This window comes from Pantoea sp. UBA6567 (assembly GCF_002434165.1).
Classification (GTDB): domain Bacteria; phylum Pseudomonadota; class Gammaproteobacteria; order Enterobacterales; family Enterobacteriaceae; genus Pantoea; species Pantoea eucrina.
The window spans coordinates 1,308,255-1,331,189 of the sequence record NZ_DJJN01000006.1; the positions used below are offsets into that span (position 1 = coordinate 1,308,255).

Annotated in this window: 17 protein-coding genes and 1 tRNA gene; 9 read left to right on the forward strand and 9 right to left on the reverse strand. The window is 57.5% G+C overall.

Annotation, left to right across the window (positions count from 1 at the left end; genetic code table 11):
* The first annotated feature begins 51 nt into the window (after positions 1–51).
* Positions 52–336 carry a 50S ribosomal protein L25 gene (gene rplY, locus B4M48_RS12220; RefSeq protein WP_039386023.1) on the forward strand — a complete coding sequence of 95 codons (285 nt, stop codon included), beginning with the start codon at positions 52–54 and terminating at the stop codon, positions 334–336.
* Between the two features lie 56 nt (positions 337–392).
* Here the strand turns inward: rplY and yejK are convergent, their stop codons facing one another.
* A complete protein-coding gene (yejK, locus tag B4M48_RS12225) occupies positions 393–1,397 on the reverse strand; it encodes a nucleoid-associated protein YejK (protein ID WP_039385500.1) in 1,005 nt (334 codons plus the stop codon).
* Between the two features lie 158 nt (positions 1,398–1,555).
* On the opposite strand from yejK, the gene B4M48_RS12230 reads away from it, so the two are divergent.
* From B4M48_RS12230 to B4M48_RS12245, 4 genes are all read left to right on the forward strand, one after another.
* The gene (locus B4M48_RS12230) at positions 1,556–1,783 is read left to right on the forward strand and encodes a YejL family protein (RefSeq protein ID WP_039385503.1); all 228 of its coding nucleotides are present in this window, start codon (positions 1,556–1,558) and stop codon (positions 1,781–1,783) included.
* Positions 1,784–1,805: 22 nt separating this feature from the next.
* Complete coding sequence (yejM, locus tag B4M48_RS12235) at positions 1,806–3,557, forward strand: LPS biosynthesis-modulating metalloenzyme YejM (RefSeq protein ID WP_071668047.1); 1,752 nt, start codon at positions 1,806–1,808, stop codon at positions 3,555–3,557.
* 72 nt (positions 3,558–3,629) lie between these two features.
* Positions 3,630–3,706: transfer RNA gene (locus B4M48_RS12240), tRNA-Pro, on the forward strand.
* A gap of 248 nt (positions 3,707–3,954) precedes the next feature.
* A complete protein-coding gene (locus B4M48_RS12245; protein ID WP_039385513.1) occupies positions 3,955–4,158 on the forward strand; it encodes a hypothetical protein in 204 nt (67 codons plus the stop codon).
* A gap of 70 nt (positions 4,159–4,228) precedes the next feature.
* Here B4M48_RS12245 and B4M48_RS12250 read toward each other — a convergent pair whose 3' ends face one another.
* The 3 genes from B4M48_RS12250 to apbE form a co-directional block, all read right to left on the reverse strand.
* Positions 4,229–5,881 (reverse strand): multidrug ABC transporter permease/ATP-binding protein, encoded by a 1,653-nt coding sequence (locus B4M48_RS12250; RefSeq protein WP_288656815.1) that lies wholly within the window; start codon positions 5,879–5,881, stop codon positions 4,229–4,231.
* Between the two features lie 86 nt (positions 5,882–5,967).
* On the reverse strand, positions 5,968–6,609 hold the full coding sequence (gene alkB, locus B4M48_RS12255; RefSeq protein WP_286877136.1) for a DNA oxidative demethylase AlkB: 642 nt from the start codon (positions 6,607–6,609) through the stop codon (positions 5,968–5,970).
* Positions 6,610–6,621: 12 nt separating this feature from the next.
* Positions 6,622–7,653, reverse strand: a complete 1,032-nt coding sequence (gene apbE, locus B4M48_RS12260; protein WP_288656817.1) for an FAD:protein FMN transferase ApbE — start codon at positions 7,651–7,653, stop codon at positions 6,622–6,624.
* A 399-nt stretch (positions 7,654–8,052) separates the two neighbouring features.
* On the opposite strand from apbE, the gene B4M48_RS12270 reads away from it, so the two are divergent.
* Positions 8,053–8,214, forward strand: a complete 162-nt coding sequence (locus tag B4M48_RS12270) for a hypothetical protein (protein ID WP_166714014.1) — start codon at positions 8,053–8,055, stop codon at positions 8,212–8,214.
* Positions 8,215–8,305: 91 nt separating this feature from the next.
* Here the strand turns inward: B4M48_RS12270 and ompC are convergent, their stop codons facing one another.
* From ompC to B4M48_RS12290, 4 genes are all read right to left on the reverse strand, one after another.
* Positions 8,306–9,409 carry a porin OmpC gene (gene ompC / locus B4M48_RS12275; RefSeq protein WP_039385507.1) on the reverse strand — a complete coding sequence of 368 codons (1,104 nt, stop codon included), beginning with the start codon at positions 9,407–9,409 and terminating at the stop codon, positions 8,306–8,308.
* Positions 9,410–9,857: 448 nt separating this feature from the next.
* Positions 9,858–11,003 (reverse strand): HlyD family efflux transporter periplasmic adaptor subunit, encoded by a 1,146-nt coding sequence (locus B4M48_RS12280; RefSeq protein WP_071668050.1) that lies wholly within the window; start codon positions 11,001–11,003, stop codon positions 9,858–9,860.
* The gene (locus B4M48_RS12285) at positions 10,990–13,122 is read right to left on the reverse strand and encodes a type I secretion system permease/ATPase (protein ID WP_108569514.1); all 2,133 of its coding nucleotides are present in this window, start codon (positions 13,120–13,122) and stop codon (positions 10,990–10,992) included. The genes B4M48_RS12280 and B4M48_RS12285 overlap by 14 nt, the downstream gene beginning before the upstream one ends.
* Before the next feature lie 52 nt (positions 13,123–13,174).
* Positions 13,175–14,950: an Ig-like domain-containing protein gene (locus B4M48_RS12290; RefSeq protein WP_250341192.1), complete on the reverse strand. Its 1,776-nt coding sequence runs from the start codon at positions 14,948–14,950 to the stop codon at positions 13,175–13,177.
* Positions 14,951–15,511: 561 nt separating this feature from the next.
* On the opposite strand from B4M48_RS12290, the gene B4M48_RS12295 reads away from it, so the two are divergent.
* The 3 genes from B4M48_RS12295 to rcsB are packed head-to-tail and all read left to right on the forward strand — an operon-like array spanning position 15,512 to position 19,995.
* Positions 15,512–16,666, forward strand: coding sequence for an MFS transporter (locus B4M48_RS12295; protein ID WP_039385523.1), 1,155 nt, complete (start codon positions 15,512–15,514; stop codon positions 16,664–16,666).
* A gap of 22 nt (positions 16,667–16,688) precedes the next feature.
* The gene (gene rcsD, locus B4M48_RS12300; RefSeq protein WP_094111128.1) at positions 16,689–19,343 is read left to right on the forward strand and encodes a phosphotransferase RcsD; all 2,655 of its coding nucleotides are present in this window, start codon (positions 16,689–16,691) and stop codon (positions 19,341–19,343) included.
* 1 nt (position 19,344) lies between these two features.
* Complete coding sequence (rcsB, locus tag B4M48_RS12305) at positions 19,345–19,995, forward strand: response regulator transcription factor RcsB (RefSeq protein ID WP_033750421.1); 651 nt, start codon at positions 19,345–19,347, stop codon at positions 19,993–19,995.
* 46 nt (positions 19,996–20,041) lie between these two features.
* Here the strand turns inward: rcsB and rcsC are convergent, their stop codons facing one another.
* Entirely contained in the window at positions 20,042–22,894 is a 2,853-nt protein-coding gene (rcsC, locus tag B4M48_RS12310; protein ID WP_283340992.1) for a two-component system sensor histidine kinase RcsC, read from the reverse strand.
* Between the last annotated feature and the right edge of the window lie 41 nt (positions 22,895–22,935).

A 22,935-nucleotide genomic window follows, 5' to 3' on the forward strand; every position in this document is an offset into this window, starting at 1 on the left:
CCGTCCTGTTGCTGGGTCGCCTGTAGCAGGAATTATTGAAGAGAAATAATGATGTTCACTATCAACGCAGAAGTACGTAAAGAGCAGGGTAAGGGTGCGAGCCGCCGCCTGCGCACAGCTAACAAGTTCCCGGCTATCATCTATGGCGGAAATGAAGCTGCAGTTTCTATCGAACTGGATCACGACGCCGTGATGAACATGCAGGTTAAGCCTGAGTTCTACACCGATGTGCTGACGCTGGTTGTTGACGGTAAAGAAACGAAAGTTAAAGTTCAGGCTGTTCAGCGTCACCCGTTCAAGCCAAAACTGCACCACATCGACTTCGTTCGCGCGTAATCGCAGACGAAATCGGAAAAAACGCCGCCTCTGCGGCGTTTTTTTATGCCTGCAATTTACTTCCCGCCGGTGCGGCGCTGTAGCTGATCGCGCAGGTTAGGCGGCGTGCCTTTGATGGTCAGGGTATCGGTTGCCGGATCCCAGAAGATACGCTCGCCAAGCAGCAGTGCGTCAAAATTAAGCGTTAATCCGCCACCGCTGCCGGAGAATTTTGTCAGCTGGCGCAGCGTGCTGCGGTCGGCCGGAAAGTGCTCCTCCAGCTCATAGCCCTGCTCCTGCGTAAACGCCTGAAAGCTTTTCTCCCCCAGCGGAGGCAGCTCCTGCGAGAGATCGTCCAGCGCAATCTCCTCTCCCGCCTGCAGCTGTTCGTTACAGTAGCTGTAGACCTGCTGACGGTAGTTCTGCCGTTCGTTCTTATCGAGATTTGACTCAGCACAGTAATCATCGACCGCCTGCAGCAGGCCGCGGTTCTGCGCTTTGGTGTCGAGACCGACGCTGGCCCCGAGGAAATCCATGAAAAAGTCAGCGACTTTACGTCCGACGCGACCCCGCAGAAAAGTCAGATAGCGCGTTGACTCCGGGCTGGTTTCCCACTCGGTTAGATCGATACGCGCGACGATATCAGCGTGATTGATATCGAGATAGTGCGTACTGCTGATATCCAGCTGTTCGTTAACGCGCATGCTCGACTGGCTGTTCAGCACCGCAACCAGCAGATACTCTACCGCCAGATAGCGGTAGTGCATAAACAGCACCACGCCACCGTCAGCAAACGGATATTTGCTCAGCTCATCGCGCAGGCGTCCGGTGGCAGCCCGGCTGAACGCCAGGAAGTCATCCTGCCCGCGACGACAGTTGCGCAGCGCGTCGGCCAGCTCGCTATCTTCATTGAACAGGCCATAGGCTTTGCTTTTGGCGCTGTACACGCGATGCAGCTCTTCGGCCATACTGCTTACCGCCTGCGTTACCGGCAGCAGCGTATCCCGCAGTACCAGCTCCAGCTGATTCTCGTCGCGTTTGATTAACTGATGCAGGGCAATCTGGTCAATATCCAGACTCATGATAGACTCTCCTTTAAACTCAGGCGCGTATTCAATCACTGCCCGCCGTCGCTTTCAACTGCGTACGCAAACCGATCGCTTTGCTTGCGATAAAAGTGCGGAAAAAATCGCATGGTTACGGTACTATACCGCCTTTTCACACTTGATTAGTCGACGATATGCCACAATCATCCCGTTATAGCGACGAGCGCGTTGAGCAGCTTCTCGCACAGCTGGCGCAGATTCTTGAAAAAGATAAAGCGCCTCTCGATCTTTCCCTGATGGTTCTGGGAAACATGGTCACCAATTTGATTAACACAGACATCGCACCAGCCCAGCGCCGTAGCCTGGCCCGGTCATTCGCGGAAGCGTTGCAGTCTTCCGTGCGCGATGATAACGCTCATTAATTTGCAGATCTGACTCCTATATATGGTAACCAACCGGCAGCGCTACCGTGAAAAAGTCTCCCAGATGATTAGCTGGGGGCACTGGTTCGCGCTGTTTAATATTCTGTTTGCGCTGGCTCTCGGCAGCCGCTACCTGTTGGTCGCTGACTGGCCCTCCTCACTGGCGGGCCGGATTTACGCCTTTACCAGCTGGATTGGCCATTTCAGCTTTATCGTTTTTGCCGCCTATCTGCTGATTATTTTCCCGCTTACCTTTGTGGTGATGTCGCAGCGTCTGCTGCGGGTACTCTCCGCGATTGTTGCCACCGCCGGGCTGACGCTCATTATGGTGGATGGCGCCGTGTTTAACCGCTTCCACCTGCACCTTAATCCGGTGGTCTGGGAGCTGGTGGTTAACCCCGATCAAAGCGAGATGGCGCGTGACTGGCAGCTGATGTTTATCAGCGTGCCGGGCATTTTTCTGGTGGAGATGCTGTTTGCCACCTGGAGCTGGCAGAAGCTGCGCAGTCTTAACCGACGCTCATTTGGCAAGCCGCTCGCCGCGCTGTTTATCAGCGCCTTTTTTGCCAGTCATCTGCTCTATATCTGGGCCGATGCCAATTTCTATCGTCCTGTCACCATGCAGCGCGCCAATCTGCCGCTCTCCTATCCGATGACCGCGCGCCGCTTCCTGGAGCGTCACGGGCTGCTGGATGCGCAGGAGTATCAGCGCCGTCTGGTGCAGCAGGGCGATCCTGAAGCGCTGTCGGTCCAGTATCCGTTAAGCGATATCACCTTCCGTGACGGCGGAACAGGTCATAACCTGCTGGTGCTGACGGTCGATGGCGTAAATAACGCCACGCTGGACAGCGCACTGCCGTCGCTGAAGCAGTTTGCCGCTGAGAACGTGCGCTTTACCCGGCACTACAGCGCCGGGGTGCAGCCTGAAAAAGGGGTGTTTGGCCTGTTTTACGGCATCTCTTCCAGCTATATGGATGGCGTGCTGGCATCGCGCACGCCGTCGGCGCTGCTGAACGCGCTGAACGCGCAGGGCTACCAGTTTGGCCTGTTCTCCTCTGATGGGTTTAATCAGCCGCTCTACCGGCAGGCGCTGCTGGCGGACTATACGCTGCCGGAAGCGACCTCGCAGCCTAACAGCCAGACCGTCACGCAGTGGCAGAACTGGCTCAATGGTCAGAAAAACAGCCGCTCTCCGTGGTTCTCCTGGGTCGCGCTGAACGGGATAAGCGCCAGCGGCGACAGCACGAAGGCGCGTCAGCGCAGCTATCTGCGCCAGGCGGGCAGCGTGGATGAGCAGATCGCTGCGGTACTGACCACGCTGCAGCAGCGCGACCTGCTGAAAAATACGGTGGTGGTGATCACTGCTCAGCGTGCGGTGACCTTTAATAACAGCGATAACCCGGGCAACCGCGCGATGCTGCAGATCCCGCTGGTGGTGCACTGGCCTAATACGCCAGCGCAGACTATCGATCGCCTGACCGATCAACAGGATGTGATGACAACGCTCATGCAGCGTCTGCTGCACGTGCGCACCAGCCCGGTCAGCTATTCGCAGGGTGAAGATCTGTTCGCCGCCCAGCGCAGCCATAACTGGGTAGCCAGCAGTGAAGATGGCAAACTGGTGATCACCACGCCATCGGTGACGCTGGTGCTGAATAACAGCGGCAGTTATACCGCGTGGGACGCCAGCGGTCGTGAGCTGAAGGATCATAAGCCGCAGCTGGCGCTGCTGCTGCAGGTGCTGACGGAAGAGAAGCGCTTCACGGCAAACTGATTAAATATGAGGCAGTTAACGCTGACGCATCTTGCAATCGGCTGGGGAATCAGTAGTATGGTTTTCCACGTTCGGCACGTAGCGCAGCCTGGTAGCGCACTGTCATGGGGTGTCAGGGGTCGGAGGTTCAAATCCTCTCGTGCCGACCAAATAATCCCGAAAAAAGCAGCCTTTATGGCTGCTTTTTTTATGCCTGTCAGAGCTGGCATGCCTGCTTATCGCACAGTACCGGCCGATACCGTTATTCCGGAAATTCTCAGGCTTTCAGCGCGTTGCTGCTGCACCCGATCGCGATCACACTTTGCCTCTTCCGGAACAGGCTTTCATCAAAGCGCAACAAAAGTGTCATGAAGATCCTCTACTCTGATGCTCTCATTTATTTGATGGGAAATCGATTATGGTCATCAAAGCAAAAAGCCTGCAGGATGCAGAGGAGCTTCTGCATTCAGGCATCAGCAAAGTAGAGCTGGCCTATGATATCGGCAGCGACGACTTCTTTCGTCTGGCGACTCACTGGTGCGATCGTGGCGCCCGCATCACCCGCGGCCATCAGCACTTTGTTGTTCAGCTGAAAAGCTTTGCCATCCCGCCCAATCACTGACGCTGCCGCATGCCGCCTGTGTGCCATGACCGGCCTGATGGCCGGTTATGATGAGTGTTACCCGCTGACGTTAACGACCGGTATCCGTTCGCTCCACCGCATCGAGCGTGGCCAGATCGCGCTCGCGGCCGCTGAGTTCCACCAGCTGTCCGTTGCGCATCTCCAGCAGCCTGTCGGCATGGGTAAAGTAGTGATCGTCATGGCTGATAGCAAACACCGTTTTGCCTGACGCCTGCAGCCAGGGCAGCAGCTCGCGGTAGAAAATCCGGCGGAAATGAGGGTCCTGGTCGGCGGCCCATTCATCCAGCAGCAAAATATCCCGCTCTTCCGCGGCCGCCAGCAGCAGCGCCAGGCGCTTGCTCTGCCCTTTCGACAGCTGCAGATTCAGCACCCGGTTGCCATCCAGCTGCAGTTTCTCGCTCATTTTCAGCCGCTCCAGCCAGCGCTGAACCAGTGCCGGATCGGCCGGTTCGCCGCCGCGGCCAATCAGGCGGTCAAACAGGTGCACGTCGGTAAATACCGCTGAAAAGTGCTGCCGCCACAGATCGGATTGCTGACTGCTTATCTCTTTACCATCCAGCAGCAGGCTGCCGGCGTGCGGCTGATAGAGGCCGGTCAGCAGCATCGCCAGCGTGGATTTCCCGCTGCCGTTGCCGCCAATAAGGAACAGCAGTTCGCCGCGTCGCAGCGTCAGATTGATCGGCCCCACCGCAAAGCCCTGTTCGCCATAGTGAAAGCAGACGTCGCGCAGCTCCAGCGTCTGCCATGCGCTGGCCGGTGCCGGGGCGCTGAAGGCAGGCTCATAAGGCGCCAGATCGAAGCGGTTGAGTTTGCGAAACGCGACCTGGGCGCTGAGCAGCGTGGGCAGCGCGCCGACGGCTGAGATCAGCGGCGTGCGCAGGAACAGCAGCGTCAGCGAATAGGTGGCCGCTACGGCCGTGTTGGCCCAGCCGAGACCGTTTGCCATAAAGAACACGATACCGATGCCGCCCAGCATCATGATGTTAGACCAGTTAACGGCGCTGAGATGGAAGGTGTCGGCGCGCACAATATGATGGCGATAGCGACCCGCATTCGTCTGATAAACCGTATCGTAGATCAGACGCGCCCGATCGCGGTTAAGCTGCAGCTCTTTGCGCCCCTCAATAATGGTCTGGAAATCGCGATAGAGATCATCTTCGATATCGCGCAGCTTTGCCATATGCTGGTAGACGCGCGAAACCAGCAGCCAGCCGCCCACCAGCGTGATCACCAGCCACAGCATAGTGACCAGCAGCATTTCCGGCGAGAGCCAGGCAAGGTAAATCGCCGATCCCAGCGTGATGATAATGCCCTGAATCAGCTCCGGCAGCCGGACAAAAGCGATGGTGATGGCCCGCACGTCGCTGGTCAGTCCGGCCAGCAGCTGAGCGCTGCCCAGCTGTTCGATGCGCTCAACGTTAGTATCGAGGATACGCTTGATGAACTCGCCCCGCAGCCGCCAGACAAAATGGTGCCCCAGCTGCGTCAGCGCCAGCTGCGAAGCGAGCGTGACCGCCATCAGCAGAAACAGCTGACCGAGAAACACCGGCAGCACCGTTACATCGCTATTGATCGCCACAATCAGCTCATTATTGATATAAGCGATCAGGCCGATACCGAGTGCGGCACTCAGCAGGGTAAGAAAAAGAACGCCGGTAAACGGCCAGCAATACTGACGAAAAACCACCTGAAGCAATGCCATCAATCTGTTCCAAAGGTCAAAAAATGCTGCCTGCAGTTTAATGACCCGTCAGATGATAGCAAGAATAATTCTCATTCCCTGTTACGTCAGTTTGCCCGGCGGAAGGTGAGATTGTAGCGGACGGCCCCCGCCGCAGGGTGCACGCCTGGTTTAAGCGGCAAAATACCGTGATAGCGCAGCCGCGACGGCCCGCCCCACACCACGATATCGCCGTGCTCCAGCAGCACGCGCCGGGTGGCATCACCGCGCGCAAAACCACCAAACTGGAATACCGCCGGCAGCCCCAGCGAAACGGAGACGATCGGCTGATGCAGATCGCGCTCATCTTTGTCCTGATGCAGCGACATTTTTGCCCCGGGCGTATAGCGGTTGATCAGGCAGGCGTCTGGCGTAAAGTGGCTAAACCCCGCTTCCTGCGCGCACTGCTGCGCCAGCTGACGAAACAGCGGCGGCATTGCGGGCCAGCGCTGGCCGTTGCTGACATCCTGTTCGCTGTAGCGATAGCCGCGCGCGTCGCTGAACCAGCCAACATCGCCGCAGTTGGTCATCGCCACGGACATACGATAGCCTCCCGGCGTGATGCGGTGCGTAAACGGATGCTGCGCCGCAACGGTTTCAATCGCTGCCAGCAGCGCAGGTGCATCATCGCGGGCGCGGCGGCGCAGAATGACCGCGCCTTCTGCCAGTGGTTCCTGCCACGGTGCTTCATCGCTAAACAGATCCAGCATGACGACCTCCGGTTACGATTTATCGATAAGAAATGTTTTAAAGCCGGGCGACATCCAGTGGCTGAAGCCGTCGCCCTCTTTGGTGATCAGATAAACGGCCAGATGCTCTTTCAGCGCCAGCGCTTTTGCGCGCTCGGTGCCCAGCACCATCAGGCCGGTATCCCAGCCATCCGCTTCCAGCGCCGTGGTGGCAATCACCGTAGCAGAAACCAGCTTATGCTGAACGGGCCGTCCGGTTGCGGGATCGATGACGTGTGAAATGCGTTTCCCGTCCAGTTCATAATAGTTGCGATAGCTGCCGGAGGTGCTGATACCGTGCCCCTGCAGGTCAACGCGCGCCTCGACCGCGTTTTCGCGATCGGTGGGTTTCTGAACCGCCACCCGCCACGGCTGCTGGCCGGCATTGCGACCGCGGCTGAGCACGGCTCCGCCGACCGACACCAGATAGTTGGTTATTCCCTGCTGCTCCATCAGCCGCGCCAGATGATCGGTGGCGTAGCCCTCGCCCACGGTTGAGAGATCCACATACAGCCCCGGCAGATCTTTCTGCAGCCACTGCCCGCTTACGTTCTGGATCACCCGCAGATGCGAGAGGCCGGTTTCAGCTCTGGCCGCCGCGATCGCTGCCACATCAGGCTGATGCGCCGGCTGCCCGACGGGTCCGAACCCCCATAAGTTCACCAGTCTGCCTGCCGTGATATCCATGGCACCTGCGGTTTTGGCACCAATGCGCAGTGAGAGAGTCACAATATCCGCCATATCCGCGCTAACGGGCTGCGGCTCTGTCCCCTGATACTGGTTGAAGCGCGACAGCACTGAGGTGGTTTTCCAGGTAGAGATTTCACCGTCGTCGCGATCGAGCTGCTGCTGAATCGCCTGCTGCAGCGCCTCTTTACGCTGCGGATCAACGCCGGCGAGCGTAACCCGCCATACGGTGCCCATGGTTTTTCCCTGCAGGACCAGGGGTTCACGTTGCGGTGCGCGGTCGCAGGCTGTCAGCCCGGTCACGATCAGAGCAGTCAACAAAATATTCCGGAAATGCATCGGTTCCTCATCTGTTACACGGAAATACAGCGTATTACAAAGCATAAACTGCGGGTAATTTACGCTAAATCTCATTGAATTAACGCCGGTCATGCTGCAGGCTTTACCCCCAGGCATACCACCTTTAAGGAGCACAGATGATGTATGTATTAATCGCCGCCCTCTCCGCCGCGCTGTTCCTGTACGGCAGTTATCGCAGCTGGCAGCACGCGCGTCAGCGTTCACTGGAGAGCTATAGCGCACGTCGACGTTAAGTACTGCACCATTATTACCCACTCTGCACTGCTTCAGGGCTGACGCAGTGTAACAAACCCCGCCTGAAGCATGTGACGCTGAGAGCGGCAGCATGGCATAAATGCTGCATTGTTGAGAGCAGGTTTATTCTCAGCGAGGTGCAGCATGGCGATGTCAAAAACGCAGAGTGAAAAGTGGCAGCGGTGGCTGAGCTTTTCTGCTTTCACCCTGGCAGGTATTGCGCTGGAGGGCAGCCAGCCGGCTGCGGCAGTGCAGGCTGAACCGCGTCCGGCGGCAAAAGCCCGGCGCTGGCGCAGTGTGCAGTAGTTCAGATGCTGTGCCTGCCTGAGGCGGGTGCTGCAGATAAGAAGCGGGCAGGAAAGGTGGCGCGCAGCCCGCCGGGCCGCGCGCCAGAGGCTCAGAACTGGTAAACCAGGCCCAGCGCCACAATGTCATCGGTGTTGATACCGGCATTGTTGGTAAAGTTGTTGTCATCCAGCAGATTGATCTGGTAATCCACATAGGTCGACATGTTTTTATTGAAGTAATAGGTCGCGCCCACGTCGATATATTTTTTCAGGTTCTGGCTGCCATAACCTTCAATATCTTTACCGCGTGAATTGACGTAAGCCAGCGACGGACGCAGACCGAAGTCAAACTGATACTGCGCAACCACTTCCCAGTTGTCCGCTTTGTTCGCATAACCGAAAGCGTCAGAATCAACTGAGCCAAAACGCGTCGCGTTGTAAGAGCGGGTATACATCGCAGCCAGATAGATATTGTTTGCGTCATATTTCAGGCCGCCGGTATAGGCTTCCGCTTTATCGCCCTGGCCCAGTACGCCTGCGGCATTCTGGTTATTGGTGCGATCGGACTGGAACATAGCACCGCCCAGTGCCAGACCATTACCCAGATCATAGGTGGTGCTCAGACCCCAGCCGTCGCCGTTTTCGCCCAGCACATCACGGCCAGAGGTGGATTCAGTCGGGTTATCATTTTTGCCCTGGTACTGAACGGCCACGTTCCAGCCATCCACCAGACCAAAGAAATTATTATTGCGGTAGGTTGCCATACCGTTACCGCGCTGGAACATAAAGTTGTCCGCGCCATAGGTATCGCCACCAAACTCCGGCAGAACGTCAGTCCATGCGCCAATATCATACGCAATGCCGTAGTTGCGACCGTAATCGAAAGAGCCAGCGTCACCAAAACGCAGACCGGCAAAGCCGACGCGGGTATAGCTGTCTTTAGTGCCTTCGCTTTCAGCCGTGTTCAGCGCGGCCTGGTATTCCCACTGACCGTAACCCGTCAGCTGATCGGTCACCTGAGTTTCACCTTTAAAACCAAAGCGCAGGTAAGACTGGTCACCGTCTGAGCCGTCGTTGTCAGAGAAGTAGTGCAGACCATCTACTTTGCCGTAGAGGTCGAGTTTGTTGCCATCTTTATTATAGATTTCGGCTGCGCTTGCTGAACCCGCCACCAGCAGCGCCGGGATCATCAGGGAGAGAACGCGACGATTCATTTATTTACCCTCGGTTATGTGCCTTTATAGTTATGCCACTGCAAACTGAATGTTAAAAATTCAGCCGGCAATTCATTGTTGTTTTATAGCAGGCAATAATCTATCACGAAAATGATACTAAATTTCCGAAAGTGTTTCATTTGATTACAAATTTATTGCCAGATGTAAATATCGCGGAACTAATAATCAGCACATATTGACAAAAAATAAAGCACGAATAAACAAACCGGATTAAATTCCTTTACATTCAAATAGCTAAATTAATTTAATGCCGCACTGAATGATAAAACTTTGTTGCTGCCAGCCTCTACAATTATCCACGCTATCATCATTTATTTTATTATTATCTTCATTCATCCCGAATGAGTGTTTTACCCTGATTCCCGCCGGACATATTTGTCCGGCATTTTTTTATCTGCGCTATTTCCCCGCCAATATAATAATGCATTCAGCGCTCGCGCAGCGCTTCGGCCGCTTTATTCAGCGGCTTGAGCAGATAATCCAGCACCGATTTTTGTCCGGTTTTTATCTCCACATCTGCCAGCATACCCGGCAGCACAGGAAAGCGCTGACCGCGCCGGCTGGTAAGCGTTGCCGTCTGTGTCCGCACATAGACCCGAAAATAGGGTGGCTCGCGCAGGTCGCTATCCTGCAGCGTATCCGGAGAAACGCTCTCGACGATGCCCGGCAGATCGCCATAAATCGCGGTATCGTACGCGGTAATTTTGACCGTTGCGGGCAACCCGGCCCGGATCCAGGCGATATCGCGTGGCGCAACGCGTGTCTCGATCAGCAGCCGATCCTCCAGCGGGACAATCTCCATCAGTTTACCGCCCGGCTCTACCACACCGCCCGGCGTGGTAATAGCGATAGCTTTGACGATGCCATACACCGGTGACAGCAGCGCGGTGCGCGTCAGCTGATCTTCTCTGCCTGCCGCAACCTGCAGCTGCGCATCCAGCTCTGCGCTGTTTTTGACCTGCTCCTCATGCGTTCGCACAGCGTAGTCATTATGCACCTCGTCGATTTTTCCCTGCAGATCGCTGACCTGGCGCCGCAGCCGCAGCGCTTCAACTTTACCTGCCGCACCGCGCGCCACCAGCGGTTCAGTCAGATTGAGTTCCGCCTGTACGAGCTTTAGCGACTGCTGAAGGTTTTGCAGCGTTGTCGTCAGGTTTTGCCGGCGCGACTCATAGAGCTGAGTTTCACGGGCGACCAGCTGCGGGTAACGGCGAATATCCGCGCTGAACTGCAGGGGACGATCGCTGAGCTCAGCATCCAGCCGCTCTGCTGTCGCCCGCAGTGTCCGCACCCTGGCGCTCGCTTCCCCGTAGCTGGACTGGTAGCGGGCGGGATCGAGCGTGGCCAGCAGCTCCCCCTTACGGACAATATCGCCTTCGCGCACGCTGAGCTGTTTGAGGATCCCGCCATCCAGATTATCGATAATCTGCGCCCGGCTGGAGGGCGTGACCTTGCCGCTGCCTGTTGTCACCTCATCCAGCACGGCAACGTGCGCCCAGATCAGCAGCAGCAATAGCGTGAGCGCGCAGAGCCAGATAATGCGCGACGACGCCGCCTCGTTATCTCTGTTCATCTGCTACCTCCGTCCGTGAAGCGCTGCGCTGCAGAATGGCATCGCGCGGGCCATCAGCCACAATCTCGCCGTTCTTCATCACAATGATGCGATCGACCAGCCCCAGCAGCGCCGGACGATGCGTGACCAGCACCAGGGTACGCCCCGGCAGCCACTGCGCCAGCTGACGGATCACCTGCGCCTCCAGCGGTTCATCAAGCGCCGCCGTCGGCTCATCCAGCAGCACGATCTGTGGCTGACGCAGCACCATTCTGCTGAGCAGAATCATCTGTCGCTGGCCGCCAGACAGCCCGCGCCCTCCTTCATGAATGAGGCGGTCAAGCGCGGCAGCATCCTGCTGCAGCAGCGATAACGCACCGCTTATGCGCAGCGCCTGCAGCATCTCCTGTTCAGTGGCGTGCGGATTGCCCAGCAGCAGGTTCTGCCGCAGCGTACCGAAAAACAGGCGCGAATCCTGCGACAGCCAGCCGAGCTGCCGCCGCAAATCTGCCGGATCGAGCTGCTGCATGCTGACGCCATCGATTATGATGCGCCCGCTGTCGGGCAGCGCCTGCCCGGCCAGGATTTTCAGCAGGGTCGATTTACCGGCTCCCGCTCCGCCGACAATCGCGATGCGCTCACCGGGACGGATTGTCAGGCTCCCGATAGCAACCGCACGCAGGCTGCTTTCATCATAGTGATAGCGCACCTGCTGCAGCTCATAGTGTCCGCGGAGCACCGCCGCATAAGCCGGCACGCCGCTCTGCGGCTGATCAACCGGCTTTTTAAGCAGTTCATTAAGTCCGGTCATGGCGCTGCGCGCATGCTGCCAGCGCGAAAATACCAGCGTCAGCTGCATCAGGGGAGCGAGCGTACGCGCGGAGAGCAGGCTGCTGGCCACCAGCGTACCGGTCGTGATCTGATTGTTCAGGATCAGATAGACCCCGGCGACCAGCATCCCCGCGTAGGTCAGCTGCTGCACGCTGCCCGCCCAGCCGGTAAGACGCGCGCCCCACAGCCGCTGCTGGCTGGCGAGCGTGGCGCTGACTTCGTGGGTCTGTTCCCACTGCCGCTGAAACCCGGCCTCAGCCTGCAGCGCCTTGATATCCTCTACCCCTTCCAGCGTCTCCACCAGCAGCGCCTGCCGCAGAGCACTTTCGCGCTGGCCCTCTTTAGCCAGCCGCGCCATCGGGATCTGTACCAGCAGCCCCGGGATCACGATCAGCGGGATCGCCAGCAGCGGCACCAGCACCAGCCAGCCGCCAATCGCGGATAAAATCACCAGAAACAGCACCACAAAAGGGATATCCGCTGCGGCACTTACCGTCGTAGAGGTCAGTAATTCACGTACCTGCTCAACCTCACGCAGCTGAGCAATAAAAGCCCCGGTGGAGCGCGGCCGCGCCTCATTGCGGATGCGCAGTGCGCGGGCAAAGAGTTGCGCAGAGAGAGCCAGATCGATCCGCTTTCCCATGCCGTCAGCAACCCGGGTACGCGCCAGCCGGATCAGATATTCCATCAGCGCCGCCAGCATCACTCCGCCAAACAGCACCCATAGCGTGGGTTGTGACCGGGCTGGTATCACCCGATCGTACACCTGCATTGAGAACAGGATCCCCGCCAGCGCCAGCATATTGCTGACCAGCGAGGCGAGACTGATTTCCACCAGGCGTCGCTTCATTGGCCGAAAATGCTGCCATAACCAGTGTGGCTGCCAGGGACGAACAAACTCATCCATGCGCGCATCCCGTGCGCGGGTCGCCAGCGTAATCACGCCTACTTCCGGCTGCGCCTGTGCCAGCAGGTCACTCAGCGGAGCTGAGCGCAGGCCGTCACCGCCTGCGCTCAGCCAGTAATGCACCCTCCCCTCATCATCTGCCGCTTCTGCAAGCGCCAGCGTGCCGTCGTTAAGGCGCAGCAGCAGCGGCATTACGGCCTGCCGCCAGCGCAGCCTGCGGGCGCTGACAAACTGCAGCGTCAGCCCCATATGCTGCGCCAGATCTGTCAGCTGCGCCTGCGGTGACGCCGCGGCCAGCCACTGAAGCTGCAGGCGACGGCGATCGGTGGCGATCCCCAGCGCGGCCGCAGCCCGGTTTAGCGCGGCAATCGCTTCGTCGCGCGTATGCAAGGGTGAACGCATCCCTGGGTCGCCTTTTAGAAAAGAGTGATGTCCTGCGTGTGGCGCAGATAATTTATATCAGTGCCGCTACCGGCTGCTGCTGCAGATGATCGGCCAGCGTCCAGGCAGCATCGCTGCTGCCGTAGTGGTGGTCAGGCTCACTCCCCGCCGCTGCGGCATCCGGTATGGCCTCTCCGGCACCGTAGTGCGCCAGCAGAGAATCGATAGTGGTCGCGCTGAAATCTGTGCTGCCGGCGTCCTCTACCGTTACCGTCCGGACAGCGCTGGCCAGATTGCCCGCTTTATCCTGCGCGCTGACGCTCATCTGATAGCTGCCCGGCTCCAGCGTCGCCAGCTGACCCGCCAGAATGGTCAGCGACCACTCTCCGCTCTCATCCACTGCGGCGCTGTAGTGCCGATCGCCCAGCGTGACGGTGACCAGGCTTCCCTGCGTCAGATGGTCAGAGCTACCCTGAATAAGGTGCCAGTGATCCATGTCGCCGGGCGCGATGACGCCATCGCCAAACGGCTGCTGCAGGGTCAGCGATGGCAGCTGGTGAACCGCCACGGTGAACAGATCGCTGAGCGTCTGGCTGTCGTGATTACCGTAGCTGTCCCAGCGTTCGGCCATAGCGCTGACCGGTCCATCCGGCAGCGCCTGCAGGTCGGCCACGCTGAGCGTTACCATGCCATTGACTGGCGTATAGGCCTTACCGTTGAGCGTAAGCTGGTTGACACCCTCAAGATAAAAGCTCAGCGGCTGCTGCGCTTCCTGTGCGTTAAGGAAGGTATCGCCGCCAATATTCATTTCACAGTAGATGTCCGGCAACGTCGTCACGACATTCAGCTCCAGCGTGGTGTCGGTGCTGTTGCCGGCGGCGTCGAGCGCGTAAACGCGGACTTCACCGAGCGAAATAAAGCTGCTGACCTCGCCGGCAGGAACGATCGCCTGCCAGTGACCCTGTGCATCAATCGCGGCGTGATAAACGTTATCCCCGACGCAGAGCTCCAGCTTCTGGCCCGGAGTCAGCGCCGAGAGCGTACCGCTCAGCATCAGATCCTGCTGGCTCTCAGCAAAGTTAATGACGTTGTCAGCGGTAACGCTGTCAAAGCTGATATGCGGCAGGCTCTCCGGATGGGTTACCAGCGTCAGCTCATGCTGTACCGTGCTGGTTTTGCCATTCGGATCGCGGGCGCTGACCTGCAGCTGATAAACGCCATCCGGCAGCGCGTGCAGATCCTCCGGCGTAAACGTTGCCTGCCATGCGCCGTGCTCATCAACGAGAGCAGTGGTGCTTCTGTTTCCCAGCGTCAGCGTGACATGGCTGTTAAGCGGCATATGCGTCGCCAGTCCGCTCACCTCCACGCCGTAAATGCCCTCCGCTACGCTAATCGCGTTATCACCACTCACGGGCGCCACGCTGATCTCCGGACGGAGCGTTTTATCCACATAGACGCCAAACCCGACTTCGGTGGCGGTGCTGTTACCCGCTTTATCGCTGATGGTCAGCGTCAGGCTGTAGTTGCCATCCGCAAGACCCTGTAATATCGAAGGCGGCATGGTTGCATGCCAGTAGCCCCAGTGGTTGACCGTGCTGTGCCAGCTTTCGCCATTAAAGCTGAGCGTGACCGTTGCGCCTGGCTCCTGCTCCGCGCGTCCGCGCAGGTGAATGGCGCGATTGCTCTCCCAGGCGGCGATCACGCCATCCTGCGCCAGCGGTTCATAGGGATGTAGCGCGGCCGGTGGCGTGGTATCGCGGTGCTGCCGGCTGGTCATAATCGGGCTGACACGTTCAGCGCCAGAGGTAAATAACGACGCAAACGATGAAGTGGATTGGCCTGAAAACATAGGTAACCTCGTTACGGAGTATGCATTGCACCAGTGATTACCTGTATTAATGTTTCAGGCAGATCGGTGCGCCATACAGGCCATAACAGCATGGCCCGTTTCACCTGATGAAAACGGGTTACCCGCAGGTAACAAGGTTAAAGGTATGACGTTAAATGCGCGCTCCCGGCCGGGCTGGCGTGCGTGGCGATCTTGCTATAAGCGGCCCCTTCAGCGGTGGCCTGCTTTATCTTAGCGCGCTTTACCGGCTGCTGTCTGGTGGCAAAAATCCGGAAAATGGCTGTAAAACGCGCAACCAGCGAAAACCATAGTCAGCCAGTGATCTTTCGCTGATTGCATCAGTATATGTCATCAATCACCTGACTTAATTTGCGTTATGTCACTTAATATCTGTCAGGCAGTACCAGGAAATATCTGGAAAAAATTCTGGCCCGGGCAAATATCGGTAAGATGTCCGATTCCTGTGCAGCAGCAGGCAACGCAAATTGCGCGTTAATTCCGCTGCACCGCCTGCTTTGATGCTAAACTTCGACGCTTTAACAGCGGATCAAAATAACGACTATGACTGCACTGGACGCCGCACAGCCAGCCAAACTGCATCAGCGTGTTAATTTCGGCACGCGCACTGTTTTCCTTATCGCCGGGTTGAGTATGTCTGCCTGGGCGCCGCTTGTGCCTTACGCCAGCCAGCGTCTGCAGCTGAGCGGAGCCTCCCTCGGCGGGCTTTTACTATGTCTGGGCATCGGTTCGCTGGCCGCTATGCCGGTGACGGGGGCGCTGATTGGTCGTTTTGGCTGCCGCCGGATTATGACCTGCTCTGCGCTGCTGATTCTGGCGGTGTTGCCGCTGCTTGCCACGCTGGATCATCTCTGGGCGATGGCGTTTACGCTGATGCTATTCGGCGCCGGACTCGGCATGCTGGATGTGGCGATGAACGTGCAGGCGGTTCACGTGGAAAAAGCGGCGGGCAAGCCGATGATGTCAGGCTTTCACGGCTTCTTCAGCCTCGGCGGCATTATCGGCGCCGGTGCGGTGAGTCTGCTGCTGGGTGCCGGGCTGACGCCGCTGCAGGCCATCGCGATTATGATGGTGCTGATCGCCGTGCTGCTCTGCTGCAGTCTGCCAACCCTGATGAGCGAGCGGCTGCGTCAGGCTGATGAACCCTGGCTGGTGATCCCGCGTGGCTGGGTCGCTTTTCTCGGCTGCCTCTGCTTTATTCTGTTCCTCGCCGAGGGTGCCGTGCTCGACTGGAGCGCCCTGCTCCTGCTGCAGAGCCCGGGCCTCAGCGTAGCCTATGCCGGACTGGGCTATGCGGTGTTTTCGGTTGCCATGACGATTGGCCGGCTGACCGGCGACAAAATCATTCAGCGCTTTGGCCGCTATCACGTCATGCTTACCGGCGCGCTGGCAGCCAGTGCAGGTATGACGCTGGCCGTGCTGGTCCCCTGGCCGCAAACCGCACTGCTGGCGTTTCTGCTGGTCGGATTCGGGCTGGCGAATACAGTGCCGATGCTGTTTAATGCCGCCGGTAACCAGCAGGCCATGCCTGTCAACCTGGCGATATCGGCCATGACAACGTTAGGCTATGCGGGTATTCTCTCAGGCCCGGCGTTAATCGGCTTTATTTCCCAGTGGCTCACACTAAGCGGTGCATTCCTGCTGATTGCTCTGATGCTGCTGGCTGTCGCCGCCAGCGCACGCCGGGTTACGCGTTGATTGCAGGATCCTGAGACTCACTATGCTTTATAAATTTCCACTGACTTCCGGTAACGTTACGCGTTTTGTTGTCGTGTTTAACCTGGTGCTGCTGCTGGCGCTGGGCGCCGTGGTGCACAATAGCGTCAGCGCCTGGATTGCCGAAAAGCGTTATGCCATGGCTGACCTGGCGCGTGATATGCAAAAACGCATCGACGCTTACCGCTTCGCCACCTGGCAGATTTACGAAAATCTCGCCACCAGTGCGGCCGGCTCTGCGCCAAACAGCACGCTGCAGGAGACCCGGCTGCGCCCGGATGTTTACTATCTGGAAAAAACGCGCCGCAAAACGGAAGCGCTGATTTTCGGTTCGCACGACGGCAGCACGCTGGATATGACTATGCGTATGTCCGGCTATCTCGATACTTTATGGGGTGCGGAAAACCCGGCGTGGTCGATGTATTTTCTGAACGGTCAGGATAATAGCCTGATCATGATCTCTACCCTGCCGCTGAAAGATATGGCAACGCGCTACAAAGAGAGCGCGCTAAATACGCTGGTCGACAGCCGCCGGGCTGAGATGCTGCAGCAGGCTAACGCCCTGGATGAGCGCGAGAGCTTCTCTCCACTGCGTCATTTTACCTGGCAGAACGATCACTACTTTACGCTGCGCACCACCTTTAACCAGCCGGGTCATCTGGCAACGGTGGTGGCTTTCGATCTGCCGGTTAACGATCTGGTGCCGCAGAACCTGCCGCTGGAGAATTTCCAGCTGCGTCAGGATGCGACCCCGGGCAGCAGCACTGATGACGGCAGCGACGGCACGACCAGCGTTACGCTGGTTAACCCGGATCTGGAGATCGCTGCCTCGCTGCCCAGCACGCCGCTGCAGCTGGTTTATCGCGTACCGCTGGTTAGCCTTGCGCTTGATATGCTGCATAACCTGATGTGGCCGCTGCTTATCAACCTGTTGCTCTTCCTGCTGTCGATTGCCGGCGTGACCCTGCTGCGTCAGCAGGCGCTGCGCCCGAATGAGAATCAGAGCGCAGAGCTCGATTCGCTGCGTATGCTGAACGAAGAGATCGTCGCCAGCCTGCCGGTCGGGCTGCTGGTGTATGACTTCGCCACTAACCGCACCCTGCTAAGTAATAAGATTGCCGATCACCTGCTGCCGCACCTGAACCTGCAGAAGATTATCAATATGTCCGATCAGCATCAGGGCGTGCTGCAGGCGACTATCAATAACGAAGTCTATGAGATCCGTCACGCACGCAGCGTGCTGTCGCCGCACACGCAGCTGTTTATGATGCGCGATCAGGATCGCGAACTGCTGGTTAATAAGAAGCTGCAGAAAGCACAGCAGGTACTGGACCGCAATCACCAGATGCGCCAGCAGCTGATGCAGCAGCTTGGCCATGCGCTGAACCGCCCGCTGCAGGATATGGTGACGCGGCTGGTGCAGCTCAGCCAGCGCAGTGACGATGAGAGCGTGCTGGATCTGCTGGATGAGAGCCAGCGGCTGGCCCGCCTGGTCGATGATATCGTGCTGCTGAACCGGCTGGAAGCGCATGACTGGTCGCCGGAAACCAGCCCGTTTAATCTGCAGGATCTGCTGGATGAGATTGCGCTGGAGAGCCTGCCGCTGCTGCGACGCAAGGGCCTGACGCTGGTGGTGAACAACCAGCTGGCGAATGATGAAATGCGCAGCGGCGATCGCCGCGCGCTGCGTAAGGTGCTGACCACCCTGATGCATTATGCGCTCACCACCACGCAATGGGGAAAAATCACGCTGGAAGTGAAAACGCCAGCGAACAAGCCTGATGTGCTGCAGCTGCAGCTGGTCGATACCGGTTCCGGGCTAACGGCGGATGAACTGACCAACGCCGATTTCCCCTATCTTGGTGAGACGTCGCAGGATCGTTTTGGTCAGGCCTCCGGAATGGCCTTTTTCCTCTGTAAACAGCTCTGCAAGCAGATGGGCGGCCAGTTAGACATTATCGCTAAACCTGATATCGGCACGCGCTATAACATCCAGCTGCCGCTGACGCTGCAGCTGCTGCTGGAGGAGCAGGAAGAAAAATTACTGGAGGGCGTGACCGCTCTGGTCGATATAGCAGTGGAGGATGTACAGAAAATCGTCTGTCGTCATCTGGAGAACTGGGGCGCTAAGTGCCTGACCTCAGATGAACGGCTCTCGGGTCAGGAGCATGACGTCCTGATCACGGACGACCCTGAACGTCTCAGCGGCTGGGCATTACTGCTGGCGGGCGATGAGCTGGGGCATCACGCCCTGAACGACAGACAGTATCGCGTGAATTATAACCTCAGCAACGCCCTGCTTGACGCACTGCTGGCCCTGATTGAAAAGCAGCTGGCCAGTGATTTGATGGAGGAGAGTGAAGAAAATGAGGCTGGCACACCGCTGTTAAGCGGCGGCTATTTCCAGCTGTTTACCGAGACAGTACCGCCTGATGTCAGGAGACTGTATACTGAAGCGTCGGATAGCGACTATCCTTCTCTTGCTCAGACAGCGCATCGCCTGAAAGGCGTTTTTGCCATGCTCAATTTGCTGCCGGGTAAACAGCTTTGTGAAGCGTTAGAACAGCACATTAAAATGTGCGACGATTTAACCATTAAAAATACCACCAGTGAAATTGACGCCTATGTCAATCAACTGCTGCAGCAAGGTAACCAATAAGATGAATAACCTGAACGTAATTATTGCCGACGACCATCCCATTGTTCTGTTTGGTATCCGTAAGTCTCTGGAACAGATTGAATGGGTTAACGTAGTAGGTGAGTTTGAAGACTCCACAGCACTGATCAACAGCCTCTCCAAGCTGGACGCGAATGTTCTGATCACCGATCTCTCAATGCCTGGCGAGAAGTATGGCGACGGCATTACCCTGATCAAATACATCAAGCGTCACTATCCCGATCTTTCGATCATTGTTCTGACCATGAATAACAATCCGGCGATCCTGAGTGCCGTTCTGGATCTCGATATTGAAGGGATTGTGCTGAAACAGGGCGCTCCGACCGATCTGCCAAAAGCGCTGGCCGCACTGCAGAAAGGCAAAAAATATACGCCGGAAAGCGTTGCCAAACTGCTGGAGAAGATCAGCGCAGGTGGTTACGGTGACAAGCGTCTGTCGCCGAAAGAGAGTGAAGTACTGCGTCTCTTTGCTGAAGGTTTCCTCGTCACTGAGATTGCCAAGAAGCTGAACCGCAGTATCAAAACCATCAGCAGCCAGAAGAAATCAGCCATGATGAAGCTGGGTGTGGATAACGATATCGCACTGCTGAACTACCTCTCCTCGGTCAGCGCCACGCAGATCGACAAAGATTAATCTTTGCAGGCGGCCCGCAGGCCGCCCGTTCGTTTAATCCCCTGCCCTACGCCTGACGACCGGTACGCACGCGGGCAGCGTAGCGCGCCAGAGTGACTTTCAGCTCATCCAGCGTCACCGGTTTCGACAGGCAGTTATCCATACCGGCATCCATACAGCGCTGCTTCTCTTCCGCCAGCGCGTTCGCCGTTACGCCAATCACCGGGAACACGTGCCCCAGCTGGCGCAGCCGCTGCGTCAGGCGATAACCATCCATATTCGGCATGTTTACGTCGCTCAGTACGATGTCGATATGATTGCGACTCAGCACGTTAAGCGCATCAACGCCATCCTGCGCCGTTTTGGTCTGATAGCCCAGCGTACCGAGCTGCTCCGACAGCAGCATACGGTTGATGGGATGATCATCCACAATCAGAATCATAATATCTTCATTGCTGCTCGCATTCTCTGCTGCAGGCGGCGGCAGCGGCGTGGTGGTATCGCTGTCAATCGTGATGCGATAGATACGACCCAGCAGCAGCGGCAGGTCGTGCAGCGTTGCGCTGCTCTGCACCCAGACGCCCGGCGAGCGCTCCTGCGGCATATCGATATGCTCACCGCAGATCAGAATGCGCGCGCGCACCGCCTGCGCCAGTGAATCGTCGTGATCGCTTATCACCACATCATCGCTTTCTGCCTGTCCCTGCCAGGCTGCCGCTTTCAGTCCCTGCTGCTGCAGCAGGCGCAGCAGAAACGCAGCGAGATAGTCGTTGCGCAGGTCAAGCCAGATCGCTTTCTCCTGCAGGCCATCCAGCAGCGGCGGCGCCGGCTGCTGCCCGGCGTAGATCGGAATACGCACGATAAACTGGCTGCCCATTCCCGGTTCAGAATCAACCTCAATATCGCCATCCATCATGTTGATCAGTTTTTCGCAGATTGCGAGTCCCAGCCCGGTGCCCTGAAAGTTGCGCTGCACGCCGGAGCCAACCTGGAAGAAAGGATCGAACAGCCGCGTCACCTCTCTGGCAGGAATGCCGACCCCGGTATCGCGCACGCGGAAGGCAAGATAGCCCTCTTTAACGTAGGCGTGCAGAATAATGCAGCCGGTATGGGTAAATTTGATGGCGTTATTAAGCAGGTTGGAGATCACCTGCTGCAGCCGCAGCGGATCGCCATCCAGCGCCAGCGGCACGTTGTTTTCCATAAAGACATAGAGCGTAAGACGCTTGCGCACCACCAGCGATAAATAGTTGCTGGTGATATGGTTAATCACTTCGCGCGGTGAGAAAGGACGCGGCTCAATTTTCAGCTGCTCTGACTCTATCTTCGAGAAGTCGAGAATATCGCTGATAATTTTCAGCAGCAGGCTGGAGGAGTTGTTCATGGCGGTAACCAGCGATTCCACCCCTTTGGGCAGGCTTTTGGTCTGCAGCAGATCGAGGTTACCGATGATGCCGTAAAGTGGCGTGCGCAGTTCATGACTGACGGTTGCGAGGAACATCGATTTCGACTGGCTCGCCTGTTCAGCGGCGTGCGCCATCTCCTGCAGCGACTGCTCCATACGTACGCGGGATGAGACATCAACCAGCACGCAGATGGCCACATTTTCATTGCGGTAGCGCGAATGCACAAAGCTGATCTGCAGGTTGGTATTGCTGCCGGTCAGCACATCAACAAAATTCACCTGCTGGCCGCTGATAATTTCATTAAGCCGCTGGCGATCCTCCTGCGTCAGCAGCGTAAGATAGTTGTGCGCCAGTTCGTTGCTCAGAATATTGGTGCCATCGCTGGTGCGCAGAATGCAAATCCCTACCGGTGCCGACGCGACAATTTTCCGGTTGAACTGCTCATGCTCCTCCAGCCGGTGCGCGTTATCTTCCGCCGGCAGGAACATGCGGCGCTCAAATATCCACGCCAGAGTAAAAAGCACAATCGCACTGAAGATGTTAAGCAGCAGCGCGTTAAGCAGCAGCAGCCGCAGCTGATCCACCATTACCGACGTGGGCAGAGACCAGATGATATTCAGATCTGACGGCGGCAGCGGCTTTTTCAGCACCAGCTGGCGGTAGTTGTCGAGGTAGCCAAACCAGGTGCTTTCATCGGGCAGATCGTCCAGCGCGTAACCGGGTCCGCTGCGGCGGCTGCTCAGCAGCGGGCGGTAATTTTCATCGGTAATGGTCGCCACCAGCGGCAGTCCGCCGGGCTGAACAAATTCATCCAGCCGGATATTCTGCTCAACGCCCAGCAGCGCCTGAAGTTTGTTGGCGACGTAAACCGGGACGACCATATAGAAGTTGCCGCTTCCGGGCTGCGTGCTGTCGGTGATCCAGTACATCGGATTGCGCCGATCTTCCTCATTGCTGTTGCGATAGTGCAGCACATGTTCGCGCAGCGCCTTCATGCTGCGTTCCCGGTCTAACGGATTGCTGCTGCCGATGGTAAAATCAGCCAGGCACTGACTCTCACCGCCGATAAAAAACACGCGATTCAGCTCATAGGCCGCAGCAAAATTGCTTTTCCAGTAGTTGATATAGTAGCTGAGCGAGTCGAGCGAGTTGCGCCAGGTGTTGCTCATTGAGGTGCAGTCACCGTCGGAAAAGAGCGGCGTAAACTGCGGCAGCGTGCTTTTACCGGCGGGCATGGCGTTGAGCATGTCCAGCCCGTTAGCGCTGCTGCTAAGACGATTTTCCGTGATGTACTTCAGTTCCCGCATGACGTCAGCCGAGTGCCGGACGTACCACTCTGCTTTACCATAGTTCGTCGCAAACTCCTGGCGTATTCCGTTCTCTTTTTCATGCAGCACATTGATGATGTAGAAGGTGGTCAACAATGCACCCAGCGACCAGAGCAGCAGCGCCAGCGCCCGGAAAAGATAGCGCGAGATACGAAGCGTGGTGCGAAAGGAGACGAGATATTTCAAGAGAGGCTCACTGGCGGTAACGGTTAACAGGACCCAAAAAG